Source organism: Mycetocola manganoxydans, from assembly GCF_003667545.1.
In the GTDB taxonomy this organism is placed as follows: domain Bacteria; phylum Actinomycetota; class Actinomycetes; order Actinomycetales; family Microbacteriaceae; genus Mycetocola_A; species Mycetocola_A manganoxydans.
Genome location: NZ_RCUV01000007.1, coordinates 47,246 through 69,235 on the forward strand (window position 1 = coordinate 47,246; position 21,990 = coordinate 69,235).

Sequence of the window (21,990 nt, forward strand, 5' to 3'; positions counted from 1 at the left end):
CGAGTGACAGAGAGCACTGAGAGCACCGCACAGTCCACTCCGAAGGACCTCAAGAAGGCGGCCGAAGAGGCTGACGCCCTGACGACCCGCATCCTCGAACTCCGCGACGCCTATTACGAGCAGGATGCCTCGCTCGTCTCCGACGCCGAATACGACGCGATGATGCGCCGACTCGAACTGCTCGAGCACGACTTTCCCGAGCTTCAGGGCCAGGACAGCCCGACGCAGACGGTCGGCGGCCGGGCACAGGCGACACTGTTCGACCCGGTCGTCCACGCCGAACGGATGCTCAGCCTCGACAACGTCTTCTCCGCCGATGAGCTGAAGAGCTGGAGTGAGAGGGTTGAACGATCGTCCGGGCGCACGGTGCACTACCTGACCGAGCTGAAGATCGACGGGCTCGCCGTGAACCTGCGCTATGAGAACGGGAGGCTGGTCAGCGCGGCGACGAGGGGCGACGGCGTTGTCGGTGAAGACGTCACAGAGAACGTTTTCGCCATCACCTCCATCCCGAAGAAGCTGGCAGGATCCGGCCACCCCCCGCTCGTCGAAGTGCGGGGTGAGATCTTTTTCCCGGTCGAGTCCTTCCGCGAGCTCAACGAACGTCAACTGGCTGCCGGTGAGAAGGTCTTCGCCAACCCCCGCAACGCTGCGAGCGGCAGCCTCCGCCAGAAGGCCGAGAGCAAGAACGCCGCTCAACTGAAACTGATGGAGAACCGTCTCAGCCGGCTCCGGATGCTGGTGCACGGAATCGGCGCCTGGCCAGAGCCGCCCGTCGCGGCCCAATCCGAGGTGTACGAGCTGCTCGCGGGATGGGGGCTGCCGACCTCGAGCCACTACCGCGTCTTCGAGAACATCGATGGCGTGATCGGATTCATCGAGCACTTCGGCGAAAACCGGGCGAGTGTCGAGCACGAGATCGACGGAATCGTCATCAAGATCGACGAACTCGCCCTTCATGACGAGCTCGGAGCGACCAGCCGGGCACCCCGCTGGGCGACCGCGTTCAAATACCCGCCCGAGCAGGTCAACACGAAGCTCCTCGACATCGTGGTGAGCGTCGGCCGCACCGGCCGCGCAACACCGTTCGCCCAGGTCGAACCTGTGCGGGTCGCGGGGTCCACGGTGAGCCAGGCCACACTGCACAACCAGGACGTCGTCAAAGCCAAGGGTGTGCTCATCGGTGACACGGTGGTCCTGCGCAAGGCGGGCGACGTCATCCCCGAGATTCTCGGCCCCGTCGTGGAGCTGCGCGACGGCACCGAGCGGGCCTTTGTCATGCCGGAAGGCTGCCCGTCCTGCGGCACCACCCTCCGCCCGGCGAAAGAAGGCGACAAGGACCTGCGCTGCCCGAACTCCCGATCCTGCCCGGCGCAGGTGCGTGGCCGCGTCGAACACGTCGGCTCACGGGGGGCGCTCGATATCGAGGGACTCGGCGAGGTCGCCGCGGCCGCGCTGACCCAGCCTCTCGGGCCGGCGCGGGCTCCGCTTGCCGATGAGAACGGCGACGTTTCCGAAGCCGGACTGTTCGACCTCACGATCGAAGACCTCTTCCCCGTGACGGTGACGGTGATCGACGTCGAAACCGGGATGCCGAAGGTCGGGCCGGACGGCGACCCGAAGCGTGTGACGCCCTTCCGCCGCCGCCGCAACGCCAGAACCGACGGGGCGTTCGATCCCGGCGCCGCGGAATTCACCGGTGATGAGACATCCGTCCCGTCCAAGGGAGCGATCGAACTCCTGCAGAACCTGCATGGCGCGAAGACCAAGCCGCTCTGGCGCATTCTCGTCTCGCTCAACATCCGGCACGTCGGTCCCGTCGCAGCACGAGCACTCGCCGACTATTTCGGGTCGATCGACGCGATTCGTTTGGCGAGCCGCGTAGAACTCGCGGAGACAGAGGGCGTCGGTGCGATCATCGCCGACGCCGTGCTGGATTGGTTCGAGGTCGACTGGCATCGCGAGATCGTCGACCGGTGGGAGCGAGCCGGAGTGCAGTTCGCCACCCCGGGGCATCCGGGTCCAGGGGCCGCCGCGCAGGCGGGCGGTGTCCTCGCGGGCATCACCGTCGTCGCCACCGGGTCGCTCGAAGGATTCACCCGTGAGGGCGCCCAGGAAGCCATCCTTGCTGCGGGGGGCAAGGCGGCGTCAAGCGTGTCGAAGAAGACGGACTTCGTTGCCGCTGGGCCTGGCGCCGGCTCGAAGCTCGGCAAGGCCGAAGAGCTGGGGCTGCGGATCATCGACGCTGCCCAGTTCGCGCTTCTCGTCACCGAGGGGCCGGCGGCGCTCGACGAACCGGAGTGATCCACCCTGGTCGTGCTCGGTCGGTAACGGTCGCTCGATCCCATCGGTTGCAGCCAGAAGCGACCGAGCGGGTGACTCCAGTCAGCGTGTGAGGTCTCCGGTGCGGCCGGTCTCCTTCTGCAGGAGCTGGTCTCGAACCTGCTTCCGGAGCACTTTGCCGATGAGCGAGGTGGGCAGGGCCTCGATCGTGACGATCCGGCGCGGGACCTTGTACGGTGTCAGGTTGTCGCGTGCGAACTGGCGGATCGACTCCCGGTCCAGTTTCTCACCGGGCTCGAGCACGACGGCGGCGACCACGTCCTCCCCGGAGTGGGCACTCGGCATCCCGACGACGGCAACATCCCGAATCGCGGGGTGCTGCCGCAGAGCGTTTTCCACTTCGGTCGGAGCCACGTTGAAACCACCGGTGATGATGAGTTCCTTGATCCGATCGACGATGCTGACGAAGCCATCGGCATCCATGGTCACGATGTCGCCGGTGCGGAACCAGCCGCCGTCGACGAAGACGTCGCTCGTCTCATCCGGCTTGCGGTAGTAACCGGAGAACACCTGAGGTCCGCGCACGATCAGCTCACCGGGAGATCCCTGCTCCACGTCGACCGTCGGGTTCTCGGGGTCGACGACCCGGACCTCGGTGCTGGGGAGTGGCAACCCGACGGTTCCTGGTTTGCGCTGCTCTGACACCGGATTGGCCATGAGCACGGGTGAGCATTCGCTCAAACCGTATCCCTCGATGAGGTACCCGCCGGTTGCTTCTTCGAACGGCACGACCAGGTCATGAGGAAGTGCCATGGCGCCGGTGATCCCGATCTCGAGGCCCTGCAGGGACGCACCGGTTTCCTTCGCCCGGGCGAGCAGGCGTTCGGCGATCGGAGGGACCGCAGGCAGGAAGGTCGGCGGATGCTTCTTCGCGGCCTTGAGGACGAGGTCAGGATCGAACTTCGGGAACAGCACGAGTCTCGCGCCGAGGCTCATGGCGAACGTGACGCACAGGGTGAGGCCGTAGGCGTGGAACATGGGGAGCACGGCGTGCACCGTGCAGCCGGCGTGCTCGATGGTCGGCGTCCATGCCCGAGCCTGAACGGCGTTGGCGAGCAGGTTCGCGTGGGTGAGCACGGCACCCTTCGGTGTGCCCGTCGTTCCCGACGTGTACTGAAGGATTGCGACATCCGTCGACTCAGGACCCGGATGCGCCGGATCGAGGGTCCGGGACGAGCTCAGGGTCGACCAGGGGATCGTGTTCCGCACCGGCGCGGTCAGCGCTTCGCGGGACTCGCGCGCCTTTGCTATCGGCAGGGTGAGGGCAACGCGCATTCCGAAGGGCAATGATCGGGTGATGTCGACGGAGATGAGAGAGGACACAGCGATGTCCTCCGGGAAGTCCTGGACCGTCGCAACGACCTTGTTCCAGACAATCGCGACCCGGGCGCCGTGGTCCTCGAACTGGTGGCGCAATTCACGCGGGGTGTAGAGCGGGTTGTGTTCGACGACGATCGCGCCGAGCCGAAGAACCGCGTAGAACGCGACGATGTGTTCCGGACAGTTCGGGAGAACGATGGCGACGCGGTCGCCTTTCGACACTCCACGGGCACGCAGACCCTCGGCGACCCGGAGGATGGCGTGCTGCAACTGGCGGTACGTGGTGGTCGCTCCGAAGAACTCGAGCGCCACCTGACCTGGGTAGTGTTCCGCCGACCCGTCGACGAGATCACCGAGGGTCCCGTTTTGCTCGGGAATGTCGGTCGGAACGTTTGCTGCATAGCTGGCCAGCCAGGGACGCGGAGAAGTGTCGGTCACTCGTCCCACTCTAATCCCGCGCCCGGAAGCACGCTGGGCGCCCAATAGAATGGGGACACACCCCAGTACTTAACGACGGAGACCTATGTCTGAAATTTCTGAGGAGCAGGTGGCGCATCTGGCGAACCTCGCCCGCATTGCCCTCACTCCCCAAGAGATCTCGAGTCTGACGACCGAGCTTGACCAGATCGTCGACAGCATCGCCAAGGTGCAGCAGGTCGCGACACCGGACGTTCCGGCAACGAGCCACCCGGTTCCGCTCGCCAACGTCTTCCGGCCAGACGTGGTCGGCGAGACGCTGACCATCGAAGAGGCGCTGAAGAACGCCCCGGAACAGGCCGACAACCGGTTCAAGGTTTCAGCGATCCTGGGGGAGGAGCAGTAATGGCCGACATCATCCGGCTCACCGCGGCGGAGTTGTCCGAGAAGCTCGGCTCCCGCGAGATCAGCGCCGTCGAAGCGACGCAGGCGCACCTCGACCGGATCGCGGACGTCGACACCGACGTCCACGCCTTCCTCCACGTCTCCGACTCCGCGCTCGACACCGCACGGAGCATCGATGAACGCCGTGCTTCCGGCGAGGAGCTCGGCCCGCTGGCCGGTATCCCGCTCGCGGTCAAGGACGTGCTCGTCACGACCGACATGCCGTCGACGTCGGGCAGCCGGATCCTCGAGGGGTACATGTCCCCGTTCGACGCGACGGTCGTGAAGCGCTCCCGCGAAGCGGGGCTCGTCCTCATCGGGAAGACCAATATGGACGAGTTCGCGATGGGCTCATCCACCGAACACTCCGCGTACGGTCCCACGCGTAACCCCTGGGACCTCGGCCGGATCCCCGGCGGTTCCGGTGGAGGATCCGCCGCGGCCGTTGCGGCGTTCGAAGCGCCCCTCGCACTCGGCAGCGACACCGGCGGATCGATCCGCCAGCCCGCCCACGTCACCGGAACGGTCGGCGTGAAGCCCACCTACGGCGCTGTGAGCCGCTACGGCGCAATCGCCCTCGCGTCGAGCCTCGACCAGGTCGGCCCGGTCACCCGCACCGTTCTCGACGCCGGGCTCCTCCAGGACGTCATCGGCGGGCACGACCCGTTCGATTCCACGTCGCTCACCGACATCTGGCCATCGATGGCGGATGCCGCCCGCGAAGGCGCCCGGGGCGACGTGCTCAAGGGACTCAAGGTCGGCGTCGTTCGCGAACTGTCCGGCGAAGGATTCCAGGCCGGAGTGCAGAGCCGGTTCGACGAGACAGTCGCGCTGCTCCAGAAGCAGGGCGCCGAAGTGCTCGAGGTCAGCGCACCGCACTTCGAGTATGCGGTCTCGGCTTACTACCTGATCCTCCCGGCCGAGGCGTCCTCCAACCTCGCCAAGTTCGACTCCGTGCGCTTCGGCATGCGGGTGCAGCCCGAGGGCGGCGGAACGGTCGAGCAGGTCATGGCGGCGACACGCGAGGCCGGATTCGGCCCCGAGGTCAAGCGCCGGATCATCCTTGGCACCTACGCGCTCAGCGCCGGATACTACGACGCCTACTACGGAAGCGCACAGAAGGTCCGCACGCTCATCCAGCGCGACTTCGACGCGGCGTTCGCGCAGGTCGACGTACTCATCAGCCCGAGCGCGCCGACAACAGCGTTCAAGTTCGGCGAGAAGCTCGAAGACCCGATGGCGATGTACCTGAACGACATCGCGACGATTCCGGCGAACCTCGCCGGGATCCCCGGCATCAGCGTCCCGATCGGACTCGCACCCGAGGACGGTCTGCCTGTGGGGCTGCAGATCATGGCGCCGGTCCGTGAAGACGCGAGGCTCTACCGCGTCGGTGCGGCTATCGAAGCACTGCTCGAAGCACAGTGGGGCTCCACCTTGATTTCACGCGCTCCAGCGCTGGGAGGCAAATAATGGCTAAAGATGCCCTGATGGACTACGACAAAGCACTCGAGCTGTTCGAGCCGGTGCTCGGTTTCGAAGTCCACGTCGAACTCAACACGAAGACCAAGATGTTCTCACACGCGCCGAACGGGTTCGGCTCGGACGCGAACACCAACGTCTCACCGGTGTGCCTCGGTCTTCCCGGCGCACTGCCGGTGGTCAACGAGCAGGCCGTGCGCTACTCGATCAGCCTCGGTCTCGCTCTCGGCTGTTCGATCGCCCCGTCGTCCCGGTTCGCCCGCAAGAACTACTTCTACCCGGACCTGGCGAAGAACTACCAGATCTCGCAGTACGACGAGCCGATCGCCTTCGGTGGCTCCGTCGACGTCGAACTGCCGAACGGGCGCCTCGTCACGGTGTCGATCGAACGCGCCCACATGGAAGAGGATGCGGGTAAGCTCACCCACGTCGGCGGATCGACGGGTCGCATTCAAGGAGCTGAGTACTCGCTCGTCGACTACAACCGCGCCGGTGTGCCCCTCGTCGAAATCGTCACCGACATCATCTACGGTGCCGAAGCGGATGCCCCCGAACTTGCGAAAGCGTACGTCGCGACCATCCGGGACATCGTGACGAGCCTCGGTATCTCCGACGCGAAAATGGAGCGCGGCAACCTGCGCTGCGACGCGAACATCTCCCTGCGCCCGCGGACGCCGGAGGGTGAGCCGCCTGCTCCGCTCGGAACGAGGACCGAGACGAAGAACGTGAACTCCCTGCGTTCCGTCGAACGTGCCATCCGTTACGAGATCCAGCGGCAGGCAGCGATCCTCGCCGACGGCGGAACGATCACCCAGGAGACCCGCCACTGGCACGAAGACACCGGTCGAACGAGTGCCGGGCGCCCGAAGAGCGATGCAGACGACTACCGGTACTTCCCGGAGCCCGACCTGCTTCCTGTTCAGCCGAGTCTTGAGCTCATCGAGGAACTGCGCGCCGCGCTTCCTGAGCCGCCCGCCGCTCGCCGCCGCCGGCTCAAGGCGGAGTGGGGCTTCACCGACCTCGAGTTCCAGGACGTCGTCAACGGCGGACTGCTCGTCGAGATCAGCGAAACGGTCGCCGCCGGTGCCTCACCGGCTGCTGCCCGCAAGTGGTGGACAGGCGAGATCAGCCGGGTCGCGAACGTGCAGGGAGTCGAGGCATCCGCTCTCGTGTCACCCGGGAACGTCGCCGCCCTCGCCGGTCTCGTCGAAGACGGCACCTTGACTGACAAGCTCGCTCGCCAGGTGCTCGAAGGAGTCATCGCCGGGGAAGGGACGCCGCAGGAGGTCGTCGACGCTCGCGGGCTCGCCGTTGTCTCCGACGACGGAGCCCTCATCGCCGCGATCGACGACGCCCTCGCCTCCCAGCCGGACGTCCTCGCGAAGATCCGTGACGGCAAAGTCCAGGCGGCCGGTGCTGTCATCGGCGCCGTCATGAAGGCGATGAAGGGGCAGGCGGACGCAGCGCGCGTTCGTGAGCTCGTCCTGGAGCGCGCCAACAGCTGACCGGAATGGATGCGACCGCGCGGCTGAGGGTTACCGCGCGGTCGCATCCGTTCTCTTCTCAGTTCCTGCCCTCGGCTGTACGATGCTGCCATGCTCGTGGAGGGGTCGATTCGCTGGCAGATCACCGAGGACTGTCCCTGGGATCTGCTGCTTGCCCTTGCCTTCCGCGCTCTTGCCGGGTTGGCCGAGGACTGTGCGGAACAAATTCCCCCGGTCGAACCACCGCTCGAACCGGTGGACCTCGCAGGTATCGACCGCGATGCCCTCGCCGCTCAGTGGCGCGGCTGGTGGACAGGGATCGTTCCCCGAGCCACCCGGCCGTTCATCAGTCAGGTCCGTCCGCCCCACTTCGAGGTCTTTGACCGCGCGCTCGAACTCCAGGAACTCGTCTATCGCAGTTACGATCAGGCGATGCACTGGGCGGAGGAACGCCACCGCGAATACCTGCGCGCCGTCGCGGCCCGCGAACATCCGCTCGCTGACGCGTACGAGCTGGTCCAGCGGCGGCAGTTCGAGCTTCGCCGGCAGACCGGATCCTTCCGGCTCGATCTCGAGGTTCTCCCAGTGCAGGGGAGGGGCGCGTGGGTGGTCGCCCCGGACACCGTGATCATCAGCGAGAACCTGCGTGACGATCCGGAGGCGTTCCGGGAGTGGCTGAAACCCGTCGTCATCGCGCTCGTCTGAGGGCAGGTCCGCGAGCTGCGCGATGTCGTCGACGCTGGCGTGTCGCTCAAAGCTTCGAAGAATGCGTCGTGGATCGCCATGGAAGGATCGAACGCACGTCGCGACTTCTGCGTCGGCCTGTGGGAGAATCGTAGTCATGAGCAGACAGGACGGCAGCGGGCGACAAGTCTCCGCCGTCAACGACGAGGGCGCCTCCATTCTCCATATCGACATGGACGCGTTCTTCGCGTCGGTGGAGTTGCTGGATCACCCGGAGTTGCGTGGCAAACCGGTCATCATCGGCCACGCCGAAGGGCGCTCGGTCGTCACCAGCGCCACCTATGAGGCCCGCCGTTTCGGAGTGTCCGCCGCCATGCCCGTGTCAAAGGCGTTGCGGCTGTGCCCGCAGGCGATCGTTCTGCCTCCGCACCACGAGCGGTACACGCACTACTCCCGCCAGGTCATCGACATCTTCCGGGATGCCACGCCCCTGGTCGAACCGCTGAGCATCGACGAAGCGTTCCTCGACGTCTCCGGTGCCCGTCGGCTTCTCGGTTCACCCGCCCAGGTCGGCCAGCTGATCCGGGAACGCGTGCACCGGGAAACGGGCCTCACCTGCTCGGTCGGCGCTGCGGCTACGAAGTTCGTGGCGAAGGTCGCATCCGGCCGGGCGAAGCCCGATGGACTGCTCGTGATCCCGCCCGCCGAAACGTTGGCTTTCCTCCACCCGCTGCCGATTCGCGCACTGTGGGGTGTCGGTGCCAAGACCGAGGAATCGCTGGTGCGGATCGGCCTCCACACCGTCGGCGATGTCGCCGACACGCCGCTCGCGACGCTGCGCAAGTCCGTGGGGGATGCCACAGCGGTGAAACTGCACGAGCTGGCGCACGGCCGTGATGCGCGATCCGTCGTCACGACGACGGCGGAGAAAAGTATCGGCCACGAGGTCACGTTCCACGAGGACGTCACCGACGCAGCGCGGGTCCGGTTGGAACTGCTGCGCCTCGCCGACCAGGTGGCCGTGCGCCTTCGCAAGGCCGGGTTTCTCGCACGAACCGTCGCCATCAAGGTGCGTTTCGACGACTTCACCACCCTGACGCGATCGCACACCCTCTCCGAACCGTCGAACGTGGGTCGGCGGCTGTACGAGGAGGCCAACGACCTCTTCACCGCGCTCCGTGTCGAGGGGCGCCCGGTACGTCTCGTCGGCGTCCGGGCTGAGCAACTCGTCGACGGCGACGAGCGGATGGCCGCTCTCTGGGATCCGGACGAGGAATGGCGTGACGCCGAGACCACCATCGATTCCCTGCGCGCGCGCTTCGGCGGAACGGCGGTCCGTCGTGCATCCATGTTGACCCGGAAGAGCGGTGAGACGGCGGGCGGGACTCGCGCGCCGCGTGACCAGGGATCATGACAACCCCTTGGCGCGCCCAGGACAAGGCCGATAGCGTTGCGGCATGACAAAACTTGCGCTGGAACTTGCTGACTCATTCAAAGCTGTCGGAGTGACGACCGTGTACGGCGATCCGGTGGACGTCGACGGCGAGAAGCTCCTCCCCGTCGCTCTCGCCTGGTACGGATTCGGTGCCGGCGAAGCGGAAGGCGAGGGAGACACGTCGTCGAAGACCGTCTCTGGCAACGGGGCTGGTTCCGGCGGCGGTGGCGGTGGCTTCGCTCTGCCGATCGGCGCCTACATCAAGACCCGGGAGGGACTGCGCTTCGAACCGAACATCGTTTCGCTCGTTGCCGTGGGAATCCCTTTCGTGTGGGTCGTCGGTAAAGCGTTGTCTTTCGTCATCCGCGCGCTGAAGAAGTAGTTCTCGCCTAGACTGGCGGTAGTAACACGGGAGTCCGGTGAACCGGGCTGAGAGGAAGATTCCGTAATCTTCGACCGTCGAACCTGATCTGGGTAATGCCAGCGCAGGGAGGCAAACTATCTCGCTACCCGTGCCCATTCGAAAGGGCGCGTTTCGTGCATTCAACAACAGTAAAAAGTTCCGCTTCATCTACTACCGGGACCACCCCGCGAACGAAGCGGAATCTCCGCTGGCGGGTCGTGGACATCGTCGTTGCCAGCGTTATCGGCGTGGCATCCGGTGTCATCTTCTGGGCGTGGGGGCTCGCCTGGGGTCCGCTCAGTGCAGCCCTGTCCTTCACTCCGGGGCTCGGTGGTCTTCTCGCCGGCGGCTGGCTTTTCGCCGGTGTTCTCGGCGCGCTCATCATCCGCAAGCCGGGAGCGGCGATCTACACCGAACTCGTCGCTGCGGCTGTCTCAGCCCTGATCGGAACCGTCTGGGGCTTTGAAACGCTGATCTGGGGCCTCGTGCAGGGCATCGGAGCTGAGATCGTCTTCGCTCTCTTCTTCTACGCCAATTGGCGGATCGGAGTCGCCCTGCTCGCCGGAGCCGGAACCGGTCTCGCGGTCGGCCTCCTCGACACGACATTCACCAGCTACGCAGCCCTCGACATCGCTGCAAAGACGACGTACATCGTCAGTGCCATCGTGTCAGGTACCGTCATCGCCGGCCTGCTGTCGTGGTTCGCTGTCCGCGGTCTCGCCGCGACCGGAGCGCTGAGTCGATTTGCCTCGGGCCGTTCGGCCAAGACGGTGTCAGCAGCCGGGAACCCATGACCGACAGACTCGGCTCCGGCTCAGTCCCTGGCGCGAGCATCCGCGCCAGGGACTGGGGCTGGCGTCACGCCGGCCGCGGTAAACCCGCGGTGTCGGCGCTCGACCTCGACATCGAACCGGGGGAGCGAGTGCTCCTTCTCGGTGCATCCGGAGCCGGCAAATCAACCCTGATGCAGGCGATGGCCGGCGTTCTCGGCGGTGACGAAGAAGGAGACGAATCCGGCACGCTCCTCCTCGACGGCCGGCGACCAGCGGATGCCCGTGGCCGGGCCGGTCTCGTCCTGCAGGACCCGGACTCGCAGATCGTCCTGGCTCGAATCGGTGACGATGTCGCCTTCGCGCCGGAGAACCTCGGTGTGCCCCGCGAAGAGATCTGGCGACGCGTGCGGTGGGCACTCTCAGCCGTCGGACTCGATCTGCCCCTTCACCATTCATCGTCCGACCTGTCCGGCGGGCAGAAACAGCGGCTCGCGCTGGCGAGCGTTCTCGCCATGCAGCCCGGACTTCTGCTCCTCGATGAGCCAACGGCCAATCTCGACCCTGATGGGGTCCGTGAGATCCGTGACACCGTCGACCGTGTCGTGGCGAACACCGGGGCGACCCTCGTCGTCGTCGAACACCGCGTGGCTGTGTGGCGCGACATTGTGGACCGGGTGGTCGTACTGGATCCGTCGGGAGGGGTCCTCGCCGACGGCTCACCGCACGCGGTTCTCGAACGTGAAGGGCCGCGGCTCGCCGCTGCTGGCGTTTGGGTGCCAGGAATCCCACCGCGGGTTGCCGATCGACCGCACCGCAGGGCAACCGGTGCGGATCTCCTCGTTGCTTCTGATCTCGCGGTGGGCAGGACGCCGTTCGCCTCCAAACAGCCGTTCGTCGCGGCATCCGCGATCGATGTCACGCTCGCGGAGGGAACCGGTCTTGCCCTCACCGGGCCGAACGGAGCAGGCAAGTCGACGCTGGCTCTGACCCTCGCCGGCCTGCTGGAACCGGTCGACGGCTCGCTTCGGGCGACACGCCCTCTCGCTCGCGGTCTGTCCGGCTCACCGTTCCGCTGGAAGTCTCGGGACCTGCTCACCCGGCTGGGTACGGTGTTTCAGGATCCGGAGCACCAGTTCCTGGCTGCCACCGTGCGCCGCGAGCTCGCCATCGGGCCTCACGCCCTCAAGCTTCCTCAGCGCGACGTCGATGCACGCGTCGATGAGCTTCTGCAGCGACTCCGGCTCGATCACCTCGCGGATGCGAATCCGTTCACCCTCTCCGGCGGGGAGAAGAGGCGGTTGTCGGTTGCGACGGTGCTCGCTGCCCGGCCGCAGGTCCTTCTTCTCGACGAGCCGACGTTCGGACAGGATGCCGTCACCTGGGGTGAACTCGTCTCGCTCCTGGGGGAGCTCGTTGACGAAGGCCGTTCGGTCGTCACGGTCACCCACGACCGCGCGCTCGTCACCACGTTCGCCGATCGCGAGCTGGCTCTCGGCACGACCTCAGGGGTTCCGGCATGACCGCGCTCATGCCGGAGATCCGGGATTCCGCCGTCGCCCGCGTGAACCCGATAGCCAAGCTGGCGGTCGCGGTGGTGATCAGCCTCACTCTTTTGCTCTCGATCGACGTGGTCTCGGCATCCGTCGCCCTCGTGCTCGTGGGCATCCTCCTCTTCTGGTCGGGCCTCGACGCCCGCCAGTTCTGGCTGCGGACGTCACCGCTCTGGCTCGCTGCTCCATTCGCCGGGCTGACCACGGTGCTCTATGGGGAGGATTCCGGCGCCCTGCTGTTCGAGTGGGGCCTGGTGTCGGTGACCGAGGGGTCGCTCGGCCTCGGCGTGTCGATCACCCTTCGTGTTCTCGCGATCGGATTGCCGAGCATCGTGCTGTTCGCGACGACGGACCCGACAGATCTCGCCGATGGGCTCGGGCAGATCCTGAAACTGCCGTCACGGTTCGTCCTCGGGGGACTGGCGGGCATGCGCATGATCGGGCTGTTCATCGACGACTGGCGAGCACTGGGCCAGGCCCGACGGGCACGGGGCGTCGGTGACGCTCACGTTCTCATCCGACTGGGCACGCAGGCGTTCGCGCTGCTTGTGCTCGCCATCCGCCGCGGGAGCAAACTCGCGACCGCGATGGAGGCCAAAGGCTTCGGATCGGATATCCCCAGAACCTGGGCCCGTCCGTCGACGTTCGGGGGGCCGGAAATCGTCCTCATCTCGATCGGGCTCGTCATCGCAGCGGCAGCCGTGACGGCGGCTGTCCTGGCTGGAACCTGGAACTTCATTCTTGACTGATGCAACCGGCGCGGAGCCGGACGCCATGGCCGTGAGTGTCGACGATGCCGTCGGTCGGATTCTCGAGCTGTGCACACGCGACATCGAAACGGTTATCCTCGACGGGCCAAGCGGTGCTGGCAAATCCACTCTTGCGAACGCCCTCGTGCTTGCGTGGCCGGGAGCGCTCAGCCTGGTCCGGATGGACAACGTCTATCCCGGCTGGGGCGGGCTGGCGGCGGGAAGCCGGCACGTGCACGACGCCCTGCTCGAACCGAGACAGCGATCGGTGCCCTCGCGCTGGCAGCGCCACGACTGGGCGAGCGGAAAAGCAGCGGAATGGCACTCGGTGCCCGCGAACCACTCGCTTCTCCTCGAGGGATGCGGCGCGCTCTCGCGACGCAACGCCTCGCTCGCGACGGTACGGATCTGGCTGGACGCTGATGATGAGGAGCGCAAACGGCGGGCGCTCGCTCGCGACGGCGGCGGTTTCGATGCCCACTGGGATGAATGGCAGGAGCAGTTCGAGCGGTTCGTTGACGCGGAAGACCCGGTGTCCCGTGCCGATGTGCGGCTGCGGTTGCCGTAGCGAGAGTTAGCGGGAAGGGCGGCTTAGAGCGAGTCGATCAGGGCACCGATGACGGCGCCCGGATGCGAAAGCCGCCAGAAGACGCCTGGGTCGTGCAGACTCGCTCCGAGCTTCAGTGAGATCGGTTGTTCTTCTCCCGATCCGTCGTCGACGAAGATCGTTCCCACCCGCGTTCCCGTCCCGGCGGTCGTCACCGGGTCGGTGTCGACGGTGATGTCAGGAGTCACCCGCCCCCAGCGTGGCGCTTCCGGTGACAGCCCTGCCAGGGCATCGGCGCTGTCACCCCACGCGGTCGTGAACGTCACGACCGGTGTCCCTTCGGCAAGGATCGGCGTCGCGGAGACACCCGCCGTCGCGCTGTCGACGAAAGCGTTCATGGCGGCATCCAGGGCGTCCCAGTCCGGCTGTCCCAGGATCGCGCCATACGCCCGGAACGACTCAGCTGACCCCTCGACGGGAATGTCCAGCCCGAATTGCAGGCAGATGCCGGCGGCATCCGTGTAGCTGCGGGAGATTCCGGTCACGCCGCGCTCGGGCAGGTACGTGGTGGTGTTCTCGATGCCTCGGCGGCTGGGGAGTCCGGTCACCGGCTCGGCGAGCACCGAGGCGATGGCGGGCGTTTCGAGAGCGATGGCTGAGAGCCTCGCCAGATCCGCCGCCGTTCCGACGCTCCTGTCGCTCAGACCGGTTGTGTCAACCACAGTGGTCTCGGCGAGACCCTGCTCGGCCAGCCATGCGTTCGCAGCGACGAGATAGTCGTCGACGGATCCGAACGCCCAGCGGGCGAGGGTGTCGGCGTGATTGTTGCTCGAGCCGAGCAGCATCGCCTGGAGCATCTCCCGCTCTGACCAGGCGTCAGCGGTGTAGACGCTGACTGTTCGGGTACCTGCCTTCTGATAATCGAGATAGGCCAGATAGTCCTCGCTCGTGATCGGGACGGTTTGTCCTTGAGACTCGGCACCGAGCGGATGCTTGTCGAGCACCACGAGGGCTGTGATCGTTTTCGTGATGCTCGCCATCGGGACGGGTTCGGTGCTGCCGGACGTCGCGAAAGGCGGGGCTGTGACAGCCTCTGTCACAGCACTGGCGCCGGCGGCGGGGAGGACCGGGGGAACGGCCGGCTCCGTCTCGGCCATGGCGACCCGCGTCACGGATGCCGTCGGCAGCGGACCCACGAGCGCGGCGGACCCGCAGACCCCGACTCCGAGGATGATGACGGTTCCCGTGAAGATCCCGATTCCTCGAGCTACACCCATCGCCTGCCCCCGAATCCCGTCACAGCCTCAGGCTAACCCGGGGAGGGGGAATCGCTCGTCAGGCCCAGCCGAGTGCGTGCAATTCGTCGTCGTCGATCCCGTAAAAATGCGCGATCTCATGCACCAGGGTGACGTGAATCTGTTCCCGGAGGTGGTTGACATCCTCTGCCAGTGCGAGAAGAGGGTCACGATAGATGCTGATCATGTCGGGAAGCTCACCGAAACCGTACTGGTCCCGATCGGTGAGCGCGACGCCGTGGTACAAACCGAGCAGATCGAGAGACCCGTCCTCAGGAAGATCCTCGATCATGATCGCGACGTTGACCAGTCCATCGACCATGTTGTCGGGGAGCGCATCGAACACCTCGCCGACGAGGGCTTCGAACGTGTCGGCATCCATGTCGATCATGTGACCTGAACCGATCTGCGAGCCTCGGCGAACTGGCTTGCTGCTTGGGGTGAGTAACGGGGCTTGAACCCGCGACCTTGCCTTGGGTCCTGCACCACAACCAGGCGCTCGGTCTACTTGGGGTGAGTAACGGGGCTTGAACCCGCGACCTTGCCTTGGGTCCTGCACCACAACCAGGCGCTCGGTCTACTTGGGGTGAGTAACGGGGCTTGAACCCGCGACCTCCTGGACCACAACCAGGCGCTCTACCAACTGAGCTATACCCACCATGCGCAACTTCCGACCGGAGTCGAACTTTGCAACCCTGAAAGTCTATTACAAAGTTTGGCTGTAGTTGTCCACCACGGCCGCGGCGACGATCTTTGCTTCGTCGGAGGTCGGCCCGGGCAGCGGGACGAACGCAGCCTGACGGTAATAGGCGAGTTCACGGATGGACTCAAGGATGTCCGCGAGGGCACGGTGGCCGCCGTCTTTCGCCGGAGCGTTGAAGTAGATGCGCGGGTACCAGCGGCGTGCCAGCTCTTTGATCGAGGACACGTCGACGTTGCGGTAGTGCAGGTGAGCGTCCAGCCGAGGCATGAACTTCGCGAGGAACGCCCGGTCGGTGCCGATCGAGTTACCCGCCAGCGGAGCCTTCTGCTCATCCGGCACATGACTGAGGATGTACTCGAGAGCCTGGAACTCGGCGTCAGCGAGGCTGACTCCGTTCGGGATCTCTTCCAACAACCCCGAGGAGCGGTGCATGTTCGTCACGAAATCACCCATGTTCTCCAGCGCGGAGGCATCCGGCTTGATGACGATGCTGATTCCCTCGTCGACGGGTGCCAGATCGAAGTCGGTGACGACGACGGCGATCTCCACCAGTTCATCGACAGCGAGGTCGAGCCCGGTCATTTCGCAGTCGATCCATACCAGGCGGTCGCTCACATTACTCATGCCCCAATGCTACTGGCGACCAGCGACGCTCAAGCCCGCTCCCGCGGCTGCGGTATCCTGAATGCTGCCCGCCTCCGTAGCTCAGGGGATAGAGCAGGAGCCTTCTAATCTCTTGGTCGCAGGTTCGAATCCTGCCGGGGGCACTTCGTCAGGAATCTCGCGGTGTTTCTCATGCTCTTGATCGCAGGTTCTCATCGCCATGACGAGGGAGAGAGGCATCCGATGACACTGCGAGGCGAGCTCACGACGTTCACGGATGCGCTCGGCAGCTCCATGACGGACGGCCGATCGATCGCGGCCTTCGTCGCAGTCGATCTACCCACGGCACGGAGCGACTATGACCTCGGCGACAGCCATCGAACCTATTTGAAGTCCACGGACAAGGGCGTCGAATTCGTCTACGAGGACGGACGGCTCCGCTCAGTCTTCATCTCCACGATCGACAACCCGATTCGCCGAGCCTATCCGCGGCCTGACGCGCTCATCGAAGGCCTCTCGGGGACGGCGACTCGCGGTCAGGTGCTCAAGCGGTTCGGGGAGCCCGAGTGGACGAGCGAAGAGGCAGATCGGTTCAAGCTGGCGGCGGCCTGTTATGTGCGCTTCGCCTACGAGAACGGCCGTGTCGTTCTGATCAGCGTGATGCGCGAAGTGCCCCAGTGACCACGGGTGAGATCGAGACCCACTCGTACATCCGGGATCCCGCTCGGAATCTTCCCGGTCCTTCTCCAGCACTCTCAGCCAGGATGAGGCCATGACTTCGCCAACTCGCCCCCGCCATCCCGTTCCGACTCCAGCCGGGCCCGGGCAGGAGTCCGTGTGGGACTACCCGCGGCCACCGAGAGTCGAGCCAGCGCGCGATCGCGTCACCATCCGGCTCGGGAGTGCGGTCATTGCGCAGTCCGAGCGTGCAGTGCGTGTTCTGGAGACGAGCCATCCGCCGGTCTACTACGTTCCCATTGACGACTTCGTCGCTGGCGCGTTGACCCCGGTCGGCAGGTCGACGTGGTGCGAGTTCAAGGGTGAGGCACGGTACTTCACCGTAAATTCAGGGAACACCGTCGTCGAACGCGGCGCGTGGCACTACCCGTCGCCTCGACCGGGCTTCGAGTCGCTGGTTGGAATGGTTGCGGTGTATCCCGGCCTGATGGACTCGTGTGAAGTCGGCGACGAAGCAGTCCAACCCCAGGAGGGGGACTTCTACGGAGGGTGGGTGACCTCTCGCATCGTCGGTCCCTTCAAGGGGGCTCCGGGAACGATGGGCTGGTAGCCACGAAGTTCCGCGGCGAAACACCGTCGTCATCTGGCCACGGTAGGTTAACGCCATGCGACAGCTTCAGAAGCAGATCATCGAAGAACTGGGTGTCCAACCGAGCATCGACGCCGCGGCTGAGGTCGCCCGGCGAGTCGATTTCCTCGCCGATTACGTCCGGGCCACGGGAACGAAAGGGCTCGTGCTCGGCATCAGTGGCGGCCAGGATTCTACTCTGGCAGGCCGGCTATGCCAGCTCGCCGTCGAAAAGCTTGCACAAGGGGGCACAGTCGCGACCTTCATCGCCGTTCGACTGCCATACGCGGTGCAGCACGACGAGAAGGATGCGCAGCTCGCTCTGGACTTCATCCGGCCGAGTCGGACGATCACCTTCAACGTCCACTCCGCCGTTGACGCAGTCGAAGACGAGTACGCCGAGGTCGCCGGCGCGCCGCTGACCGACTTCCATAAGGGCAACGTCAAGGCACGAACCCGGATGATTGCGCAGTACGCCATCGCGGGGGAAGAAGGATGCCTCGTCGTCGGCACCGATCACGCGGCGGAAGCGGTCACCGGCTTCTATACGAAGTACGGAGATGGTGGAGCCGACCTGCTTCCGCTGAGCGGGCTGTCCAAGCGGCAGGGGCGCCAGCTGCTCGAGTACCTCGGTTGCCCGGTGTGGTTGCGTGAGAAGCCGCCGACAGCCGATCTTCTCGATCGGAAGCCCGGTCAAACCGACGAAGCAGACCTCGGACTTGAATACGAGGACATCGACGATTATCTCGAGGGCAAAGAACTGAGCGACGACGTCGCTTCTGCCATCGAAGCCCGCTTCCTGGTGACGCGGCACAAGCGCACGATGCCGGTCACTCCTGCGGATACCTGGTGGCGGGACTGACTCGTCCCAGGCAGCAAAAAAGCGGTGCCGTATTCGTGCGGCACCGCTTCTTTTAGCAGCTGAGCTAGGCGAGCTTCTTCTCTTCTGGCTGTTCGCCGGCGGCACGCTTGACATCCATGGCTGCGACGTCGTCGATGAGTTTCTGAGTGGTGGTGTCTGGGCCGGAGAACGCGGCCGGCGTGACGGACGGCTCGCCGGCATCCGTGGCCGTGTACTTCTCCCGGTGTTCGCGCGCAGCCCAGGCGTCCTGCTCGGCGACGAGAGTCTTCTCATTGGCGGTGGTCTCAAACTTCCAGCGCTCGAGGTCGCTCTCGAAGACCTTGCGCGTACGAGACGGACGCGCCTGCCACTCGAGCAGCCTGTCGCGGAACTCCGTTCGAGCCGCACCGAGCTCGAATCCGAAGGTTGCCGAGTCTCGTTTCATTTCTGCCAGCTGATGTGCCGCCCAGTTCGCAGCGGTCGCTGCGCCCTTGATCGGGAGCAGTCGCAATTGGATGTCGGCCTGTGCGACGGCACGGTCAGCGAACGACTGTTCCTGAGGCGTCAGGGAATTCCACGAGGCCGCTTCGCTGGACGCATCGACCAGTGCAGCGATGGCGGCGGTCTTGAGGTCCCGGTCGCGCTGGTCGACCAGTCGCCGCACGGCGGCCTTGGTCACAGCGGCGGCGATAAGGGCCGACACGAGGATTGCGACAGCAACGACAGCGGCGATGAAAAGCACCGGTCGAGTGTCAGGTGCGGTCAGCCAGGCTACGAACTCATTCCACAATTCCATGTGCCGAAGATTACCTGCGAACCTGTTTGGAACCGCGGAACTCGGGCCGTGTCGTGGAAATGGTCGGGCGCCACGCCGGTTGTCAGAGCGCGCGCAGGCAGTCCATCGCGTCGTCCATCCGCCAGAATTCGCCGAGAGTGTGGAAGCGAGACTGACCGGGGGCGAGACGTTTGGCGACGTACTCCGTGCCGTCAACGCCGTCGCGACGCTCGATGTGCCCGACAATGCGACCATCGGCGACGGTCGCTCGCCACAGGTCTTCCTTCACGCGCACCAGGCTCAATCCACTCCGGTGACGCGCGATGTCGGGCGTTGCATGCCCCTGTGCTGCGAACCGCGTCGCGGTCGACCCCGTTGAGCTCGTTCTGCTCCTCGTGGATGTCATGTTGTCCTCCTCGCGCGTGGCCGGCCCCGGTTGTTTTTGTAATCCGAGGCTACGGTGCACCACTGACATCGCCAGCTGTCAGGCGCGAGGTGGCGATACGCCCTACTTCAGTCCGGTGCCGTCAACGGCGAATGGGTCGATGGCGGCCAATTCGTCTGCACTGAGGGGTGGTGCTTCGAGCGCTCGTACGTTCTGTTCGAGCTGATCCACCGAACTGGCTCCGATGAGAGCCGAGGTTACCTGTGGCCAGCGCAGTACCCACGTGAGGGCGAGCTGTGCGAGTGTTTGGCCTCGTTCCTGCGCGATGGTGTTGAGCGCGCGGGCGCGTTTCAGGTACGTCTCGTTCAATCGGTCCTGTGGCAGGAAGTGACTGGTCGCAGCGCGGGACGACGAGGGGACGTTCCCGTCGAGGTAACGGTCCGTGAGCATGCCCTGTGCCAGAGGGGAGAAGACGATGGAGCCGGCGCCGACCTCGTCGAGTACATCGAGGAGCCCGTTTTCCACGTGACGGTTGAACATCGAGTAGCTCGGCTGGTGGATGAGCAGGGGGACTTTGTGCTCGGCGAGTGCTGCAGCGGCCTGCAGCGTCTGTTCGGGCGAATAGTTCGAGATCCCGGCGTACAGGGCACGTCCGGAGTGTACGGCGGTGGCGAGGGCCCCCATCGTCTCTTCGATCGGGGTGTCAGGGTCTGGTCGATGGGAGTAGAAGATGTCGACGTAGTCGAGCCCCAGTCTGCGCAGGCTGGCGTCCAGCGACGACAGCAGTGTTTTGCGGGATCCCCATTCGCCGTATGGACCAGGGGCCATGTCGTAGCCCGCCTTGGTCGAGACGATGATCTCGTCACGATGGGAGGCGAAGTCCTCGTCGAGGATCCGGCCGAAGTTCTTCTCAGCCGAGCCAGGGGGAGGGCCGTAGTTGTTGGCGAGGTCGAAGTGGGTGATCCCGAGATCGAACGCCCTGCGCACGATCGCCCGCTGGGTTTCACCATCTCGTCCGTCGCCGAAGTTGTGCCAGAACCCGAGGCTGACGCGAGGAAGAAGCAGACCACTCCTGCCCGTTCTGGCGTACTGCATGGTGTCGTAACGGCTCTGGTCGGCAACGTAGCTCATGAGGCAATGCTAGTGAGCAGGTCGAGGAAGCGATGTTCCTCCACCACGGATGCCGCCACGCGCTTCATCCACAAGTTCGTCCTCGTGAGATGCTCGCCGCCGTCAGCGAACCACACTCGGAGTGTGGTTCCGGGGTCGGCAGTCCGGCACGAGGGTCGGCTCCGGAACCATGCGGTGCCACCACCCGGTGTGCTCGACGACAGAAATGGAGCAACCTCATGACCGACATCATCACCCTGACCGGACTGGTCGCCACCGTGCCATACGTGGTGAGCCAGGACGACAAAGTGCCCTTCACCAGCTTTCGGCTGGCATCCAACCAGCGCTACTTCGACCGGCGAACCTCGCAATGGGTGGCCGGCGACACCAACTGGTACACCGTGACCGCGTTCCGTGCCCTGGCGGTCAATGCGGCGGCGTCGATCCACAAAGGAGATCGGGTGATCGTGACAGGAAGACTCAAGGTCCGGCGATGGGAGACAGGGGAGAAGAGCGGGCTCGCCGTCGATGTCGAGGCGGAGGGCATCGGACACGATCTGGTGTGGGGAACCACGCGGTATGAACGGACCGCCCAGCGTGAACAGCAGTCTGCACCGCCACAACTCGGTGTCTCCAGCGCCGGGGAGAGTCGCGCCGATTCTTCCGGTTCCTCGGAGCCAGGCCTGCAGGATTCCCAGGAGGGGAGCGTCTGGCCAGTATCGACGCCGGGGCATACCGGCGACCTTGTGTCCGCGTCTGCCGACTCTGAGCCTCCGTTCTGACCGGAGCCGGACAACCTCGCCTACTATCGACTCGGGCGCGGGCGACACAGCCGGGACCCGGATCAAGGAGTTCAGGCATGCGCGGCACCCTCGCCAACGTCTCTCAGGCTGCCATGGCGACGGCCATCGCGGTCCTCGTGCTGACGGGGTGCTCGATGCAGTCCTCGCCGAGCCCCGCGACATCCGGCCCGGGCATGCAGGGGAGCCCGACGGCGACCCCGGTGCCGTCCTTCGACCCGGCAGCCCCCGTGGACGACGCACGGATCGTCTTCGACAGTGTGAACACCGCAACGCTCGCCGGCAATCCCGATGCCGAAGGCAGCGACTTCGTCGATGCACTCTCCGCGGCGGGTTTCGACAGGGCAACGATGGAACTCACGGCGGACGAGACGACGATCGGGAATGCGGCCGACTCGATCCAGTTCTCGGTCCGTTGGGGGGAATCCTGCCTCATCGGGCAGAACGGGCCGGCGGTGGGTGGGTATCACTCCACAGTCGCGCCGGTGCTCGGAACGGGGCGATGCCTCATTGGGAGCACTCGGCCGATAGACTGGTAGCA

Annotated in this window: 23 protein-coding genes, 2 tRNA genes and 1 riboswitch; of the genes, 17 read left to right on the forward strand and 8 right to left on the reverse strand. The window is 65.4% G+C overall.

Features of this window, described 5'->3' with window-relative positions:
- Positions 1-3 precede the first annotated feature (3 nt).
- Positions 4-2,304 carry an NAD-dependent DNA ligase LigA gene (gene ligA, locus D9V29_RS07150; protein ID WP_121672648.1) on the forward strand — a complete coding sequence of 767 codons (2,301 nt, stop codon included), beginning with the start codon at positions 4-6 and terminating at the stop codon, positions 2,302-2,304.
- Between the two features lie 81 nt (positions 2,305-2,385).
- Here the strand turns inward: ligA and D9V29_RS07155 are convergent, their stop codons facing one another.
- The gene (locus D9V29_RS07155; RefSeq protein ID WP_121672649.1) at positions 2,386-4,101 is read right to left on the reverse strand and encodes a long-chain-fatty-acid--CoA ligase; all 1,716 of its coding nucleotides are present in this window, start codon (positions 4,099-4,101) and stop codon (positions 2,386-2,388) included.
- Positions 4,102-4,186: 85 nt separating this feature from the next.
- On the opposite strand from D9V29_RS07155, the gene gatC reads away from it, so the two are divergent.
- From gatC to D9V29_RS07205, 10 genes are all read left to right on the forward strand, one after another.
- Positions 4,187-4,486 carry an Asp-tRNA(Asn)/Glu-tRNA(Gln) amidotransferase subunit GatC gene (gene gatC / locus D9V29_RS07160; protein WP_121672650.1) on the forward strand — a complete coding sequence of 100 codons (300 nt, stop codon included), beginning with the start codon at positions 4,187-4,189 and terminating at the stop codon, positions 4,484-4,486.
- A complete protein-coding gene (gatA, locus tag D9V29_RS07165) occupies positions 4,486-5,997 on the forward strand; it encodes an Asp-tRNA(Asn)/Glu-tRNA(Gln) amidotransferase subunit GatA (RefSeq protein WP_121672651.1) in 1,512 nt (503 codons plus the stop codon). The genes gatC and gatA overlap by 1 nt, the downstream gene beginning before the upstream one ends.
- Positions 5,997-7,511: an Asp-tRNA(Asn)/Glu-tRNA(Gln) amidotransferase subunit GatB gene (gatB, locus tag D9V29_RS07170; RefSeq protein WP_121672652.1), complete on the forward strand. Its 1,515-nt coding sequence runs from the start codon at positions 5,997-5,999 to the stop codon at positions 7,509-7,511. The genes gatA and gatB overlap by 1 nt, the downstream gene beginning before the upstream one ends.
- 90 nt (positions 7,512-7,601) lie before the next feature.
- Entirely contained in the window at positions 7,602-8,195 is a 594-nt protein-coding gene (locus D9V29_RS07175; RefSeq protein WP_121672653.1) for a hypothetical protein, read from the forward strand.
- Positions 8,196-8,331: 136 nt separating this feature from the next.
- Entirely contained in the window at positions 8,332-9,588 is a 1,257-nt protein-coding gene (locus tag D9V29_RS07180; protein ID WP_121672654.1) for a DNA polymerase IV, read from the forward strand.
- Positions 9,589-9,631: 43 nt separating this feature from the next.
- On the forward strand, positions 9,632-9,991 hold the full coding sequence (locus D9V29_RS07185; RefSeq protein WP_121672655.1) for a hypothetical protein: 360 nt from the start codon (positions 9,632-9,634) through the stop codon (positions 9,989-9,991).
- 16 nt (positions 9,992-10,007) lie between these two features.
- Positions 10,008-10,118: riboswitch (TPP riboswitch) on the forward strand.
- 112 nt (positions 10,119-10,230) lie between these two features.
- Positions 10,231-10,806, forward strand: a complete 576-nt coding sequence (locus tag D9V29_RS07190) for an ECF transporter S component (protein WP_308428547.1) — start codon at positions 10,231-10,233, stop codon at positions 10,804-10,806.
- On the forward strand, positions 10,803-12,305 hold the full coding sequence (locus D9V29_RS07195; protein WP_121672657.1) for an ABC transporter ATP-binding protein: 1,503 nt from the start codon (positions 10,803-10,805) through the stop codon (positions 12,303-12,305). The genes D9V29_RS07190 and D9V29_RS07195 overlap by 4 nt, the downstream gene beginning before the upstream one ends.
- Complete coding sequence (locus D9V29_RS07200) at positions 12,302-13,084, forward strand: energy-coupling factor transporter transmembrane component T family protein (RefSeq protein WP_121672658.1); 783 nt, start codon at positions 12,302-12,304, stop codon at positions 13,082-13,084. Before D9V29_RS07195 ends, D9V29_RS07200 begins: the two co-directional genes overlap by 4 nt.
- Positions 13,077-13,652 (forward strand): nucleoside/nucleotide kinase family protein, encoded by a 576-nt coding sequence (locus tag D9V29_RS07205; protein ID WP_121672659.1) that lies wholly within the window; start codon positions 13,077-13,079, stop codon positions 13,650-13,652. The genes D9V29_RS07200 and D9V29_RS07205 overlap by 8 nt, the downstream gene beginning before the upstream one ends.
- Before the next feature lie 23 nt (positions 13,653-13,675).
- Here D9V29_RS07205 and D9V29_RS07210 read toward each other — a convergent pair whose 3' ends face one another.
- The 4 genes from D9V29_RS07210 to orn all read right to left on the reverse strand — a co-directional run bounded on the left by D9V29_RS07210 (position 13,676) and on the right by orn (position 16,253).
- Positions 13,676-14,908 (reverse strand): D-alanyl-D-alanine carboxypeptidase family protein, encoded by a 1,233-nt coding sequence (locus tag D9V29_RS07210; RefSeq protein ID WP_121672660.1) that lies wholly within the window; start codon positions 14,906-14,908, stop codon positions 13,676-13,678.
- A 58-nt stretch (positions 14,909-14,966) separates the two neighbouring features.
- Positions 14,967-15,317, reverse strand: a complete 351-nt coding sequence (locus D9V29_RS07215) for a metallopeptidase family protein (RefSeq protein ID WP_121672661.1) — start codon at positions 15,315-15,317, stop codon at positions 14,967-14,969.
- A gap of 191 nt (positions 15,318-15,508) precedes the next feature.
- Positions 15,509-15,584: transfer RNA gene (locus tag D9V29_RS07220), tRNA-His, on the reverse strand.
- A gap of 48 nt (positions 15,585-15,632) precedes the next feature.
- Positions 15,633-16,253, reverse strand: a complete 621-nt coding sequence (gene orn, locus D9V29_RS07225) for an oligoribonuclease (RefSeq protein ID WP_121672662.1) — start codon at positions 16,251-16,253, stop codon at positions 15,633-15,635.
- 70 nt (positions 16,254-16,323) lie between these two features.
- Here orn and D9V29_RS07230 point away from each other — a divergent pair.
- From D9V29_RS07230 to nadE, 4 genes are all read left to right on the forward strand, one after another.
- Positions 16,324-16,396, forward strand: a tRNA-Arg gene (locus D9V29_RS07230).
- A 79-nt stretch (positions 16,397-16,475) separates the two neighbouring features.
- On the forward strand, positions 16,476-16,913 hold the full coding sequence (locus D9V29_RS07235; RefSeq protein ID WP_147436234.1) for a DUF6392 family protein: 438 nt from the start codon (positions 16,476-16,478) through the stop codon (positions 16,911-16,913).
- 91 nt (positions 16,914-17,004) lie between these two features.
- Complete coding sequence (locus D9V29_RS07240) at positions 17,005-17,520, forward strand: DUF427 domain-containing protein (RefSeq protein ID WP_121672664.1); 516 nt, start codon at positions 17,005-17,007, stop codon at positions 17,518-17,520.
- Between the two features lie 55 nt (positions 17,521-17,575).
- Positions 17,576-18,400 carry an NAD(+) synthase gene (nadE, locus tag D9V29_RS07245; protein WP_121672665.1) on the forward strand — a complete coding sequence of 275 codons (825 nt, stop codon included), beginning with the start codon at positions 17,576-17,578 and terminating at the stop codon, positions 18,398-18,400.
- A 64-nt stretch (positions 18,401-18,464) separates the two neighbouring features.
- Here the strand turns inward: nadE and D9V29_RS07250 are convergent, their stop codons facing one another.
- From D9V29_RS07250 to D9V29_RS07260, 3 genes are all read right to left on the reverse strand, one after another.
- A complete protein-coding gene (locus tag D9V29_RS07250; protein ID WP_121672666.1) occupies positions 18,465-19,175 on the reverse strand; it encodes a hypothetical protein in 711 nt (236 codons plus the stop codon).
- An 82-nt stretch (positions 19,176-19,257) separates the two neighbouring features.
- Entirely contained in the window at positions 19,258-19,560 is a 303-nt protein-coding gene (locus D9V29_RS14765; protein WP_147436235.1) for a hypothetical protein, read from the reverse strand.
- A gap of 102 nt (positions 19,561-19,662) precedes the next feature.
- Positions 19,663-20,670, reverse strand: a complete 1,008-nt coding sequence (locus D9V29_RS07260; RefSeq protein ID WP_121672668.1) for an aldo/keto reductase — start codon at positions 20,668-20,670, stop codon at positions 19,663-19,665.
- A gap of 218 nt (positions 20,671-20,888) precedes the next feature.
- On the opposite strand from D9V29_RS07260, the gene D9V29_RS07265 reads away from it, so the two are divergent.
- Together D9V29_RS07265 and D9V29_RS07270 are read left to right on the forward strand one after the other, a co-directional pair.
- The gene (locus D9V29_RS07265) at positions 20,889-21,431 is read left to right on the forward strand and encodes a single-stranded DNA-binding protein (RefSeq protein WP_121672669.1); all 543 of its coding nucleotides are present in this window, start codon (positions 20,889-20,891) and stop codon (positions 21,429-21,431) included.
- Between the two features lie 77 nt (positions 21,432-21,508).
- Positions 21,509-21,988, forward strand: a complete 480-nt coding sequence (locus D9V29_RS07270) for a DUF6993 domain-containing protein (protein WP_121672670.1) — start codon at positions 21,509-21,511, stop codon at positions 21,986-21,988.
- The last annotated feature ends 2 nt before the right edge of the window (positions 21,989-21,990 follow it).

Coding starts and splice junctions, on each gene's coding strand:
- nadE (WP_121672665.1), top strand. CDS start 17,576: ATGCGACAGCTTCAGAAGCAGATCATCGAAGAACTGGGTGTCCAACCG.
- D9V29_RS07210 (WP_121672660.1), bottom strand. CDS start 14,908: ATGGGTGTAGCTCGAGGAATCGGGATCTTCACGGGAACCGTCATCATC.
- D9V29_RS07175 (WP_121672653.1), top strand. CDS start 7,602: ATGCTCGTGGAGGGGTCGATTCGCTGGCAGATCACCGAGGACTGTCCC.
- D9V29_RS07270 (WP_121672670.1), top strand. CDS start 21,509: ATGCGCGGCACCCTCGCCAACGTCTCTCAGGCTGCCATGGCGACGGCC.
- D9V29_RS14765 (WP_147436235.1), bottom strand. CDS start 19,560: ATGACATCCACGAGGAGCAGAACGAGCTCAACGGGGTCGACCGCGACG.
- orn (WP_121672662.1), bottom strand. CDS start 16,253: ATGAGTAATGTGAGCGACCGCCTGGTATGGATCGACTGCGAAATGACC.
- D9V29_RS07195 (WP_121672657.1), top strand. CDS start 10,803: ATGACCGACAGACTCGGCTCCGGCTCAGTCCCTGGCGCGAGCATCCGC.
- D9V29_RS07240 (WP_121672664.1), top strand. CDS start 17,005: ATGACTTCGCCAACTCGCCCCCGCCATCCCGTTCCGACTCCAGCCGGG.
- D9V29_RS07265 (WP_121672669.1), top strand. CDS start 20,889: ATGACCGACATCATCACCCTGACCGGACTGGTCGCCACCGTGCCATAC.
- D9V29_RS07235 (WP_147436234.1), top strand. CDS start 16,476: ATGACACTGCGAGGCGAGCTCACGACGTTCACGGATGCGCTCGGCAGC.
- D9V29_RS07250 (WP_121672666.1), bottom strand. CDS start 19,175: ATGGAATTGTGGAATGAGTTCGTAGCCTGGCTGACCGCACCTGACACT.
- D9V29_RS07180 (WP_121672654.1), top strand. CDS start 8,332: ATGAGCAGACAGGACGGCAGCGGGCGACAAGTCTCCGCCGTCAACGAC.
- gatB (WP_121672652.1), top strand. CDS start 5,997: ATGGCTAAAGATGCCCTGATGGACTACGACAAAGCACTCGAGCTGTTC.
- D9V29_RS07260 (WP_121672668.1), bottom strand. CDS start 20,670: ATGAGCTACGTTGCCGACCAGAGCCGTTACGACACCATGCAGTACGCC.
- gatA (WP_121672651.1), top strand. CDS start 4,486: ATGGCCGACATCATCCGGCTCACCGCGGCGGAGTTGTCCGAGAAGCTC.
- D9V29_RS07200 (WP_121672658.1), top strand. CDS start 12,302: ATGACCGCGCTCATGCCGGAGATCCGGGATTCCGCCGTCGCCCGCGTG.
- D9V29_RS07185 (WP_121672655.1), top strand. CDS start 9,632: ATGACAAAACTTGCGCTGGAACTTGCTGACTCATTCAAAGCTGTCGGA.
- D9V29_RS07215 (WP_121672661.1), bottom strand. CDS start 15,317: ATGATCGACATGGATGCCGACACGTTCGAAGCCCTCGTCGGCGAGGTG.
- gatC (WP_121672650.1), top strand. CDS start 4,187: ATGTCTGAAATTTCTGAGGAGCAGGTGGCGCATCTGGCGAACCTCGCC.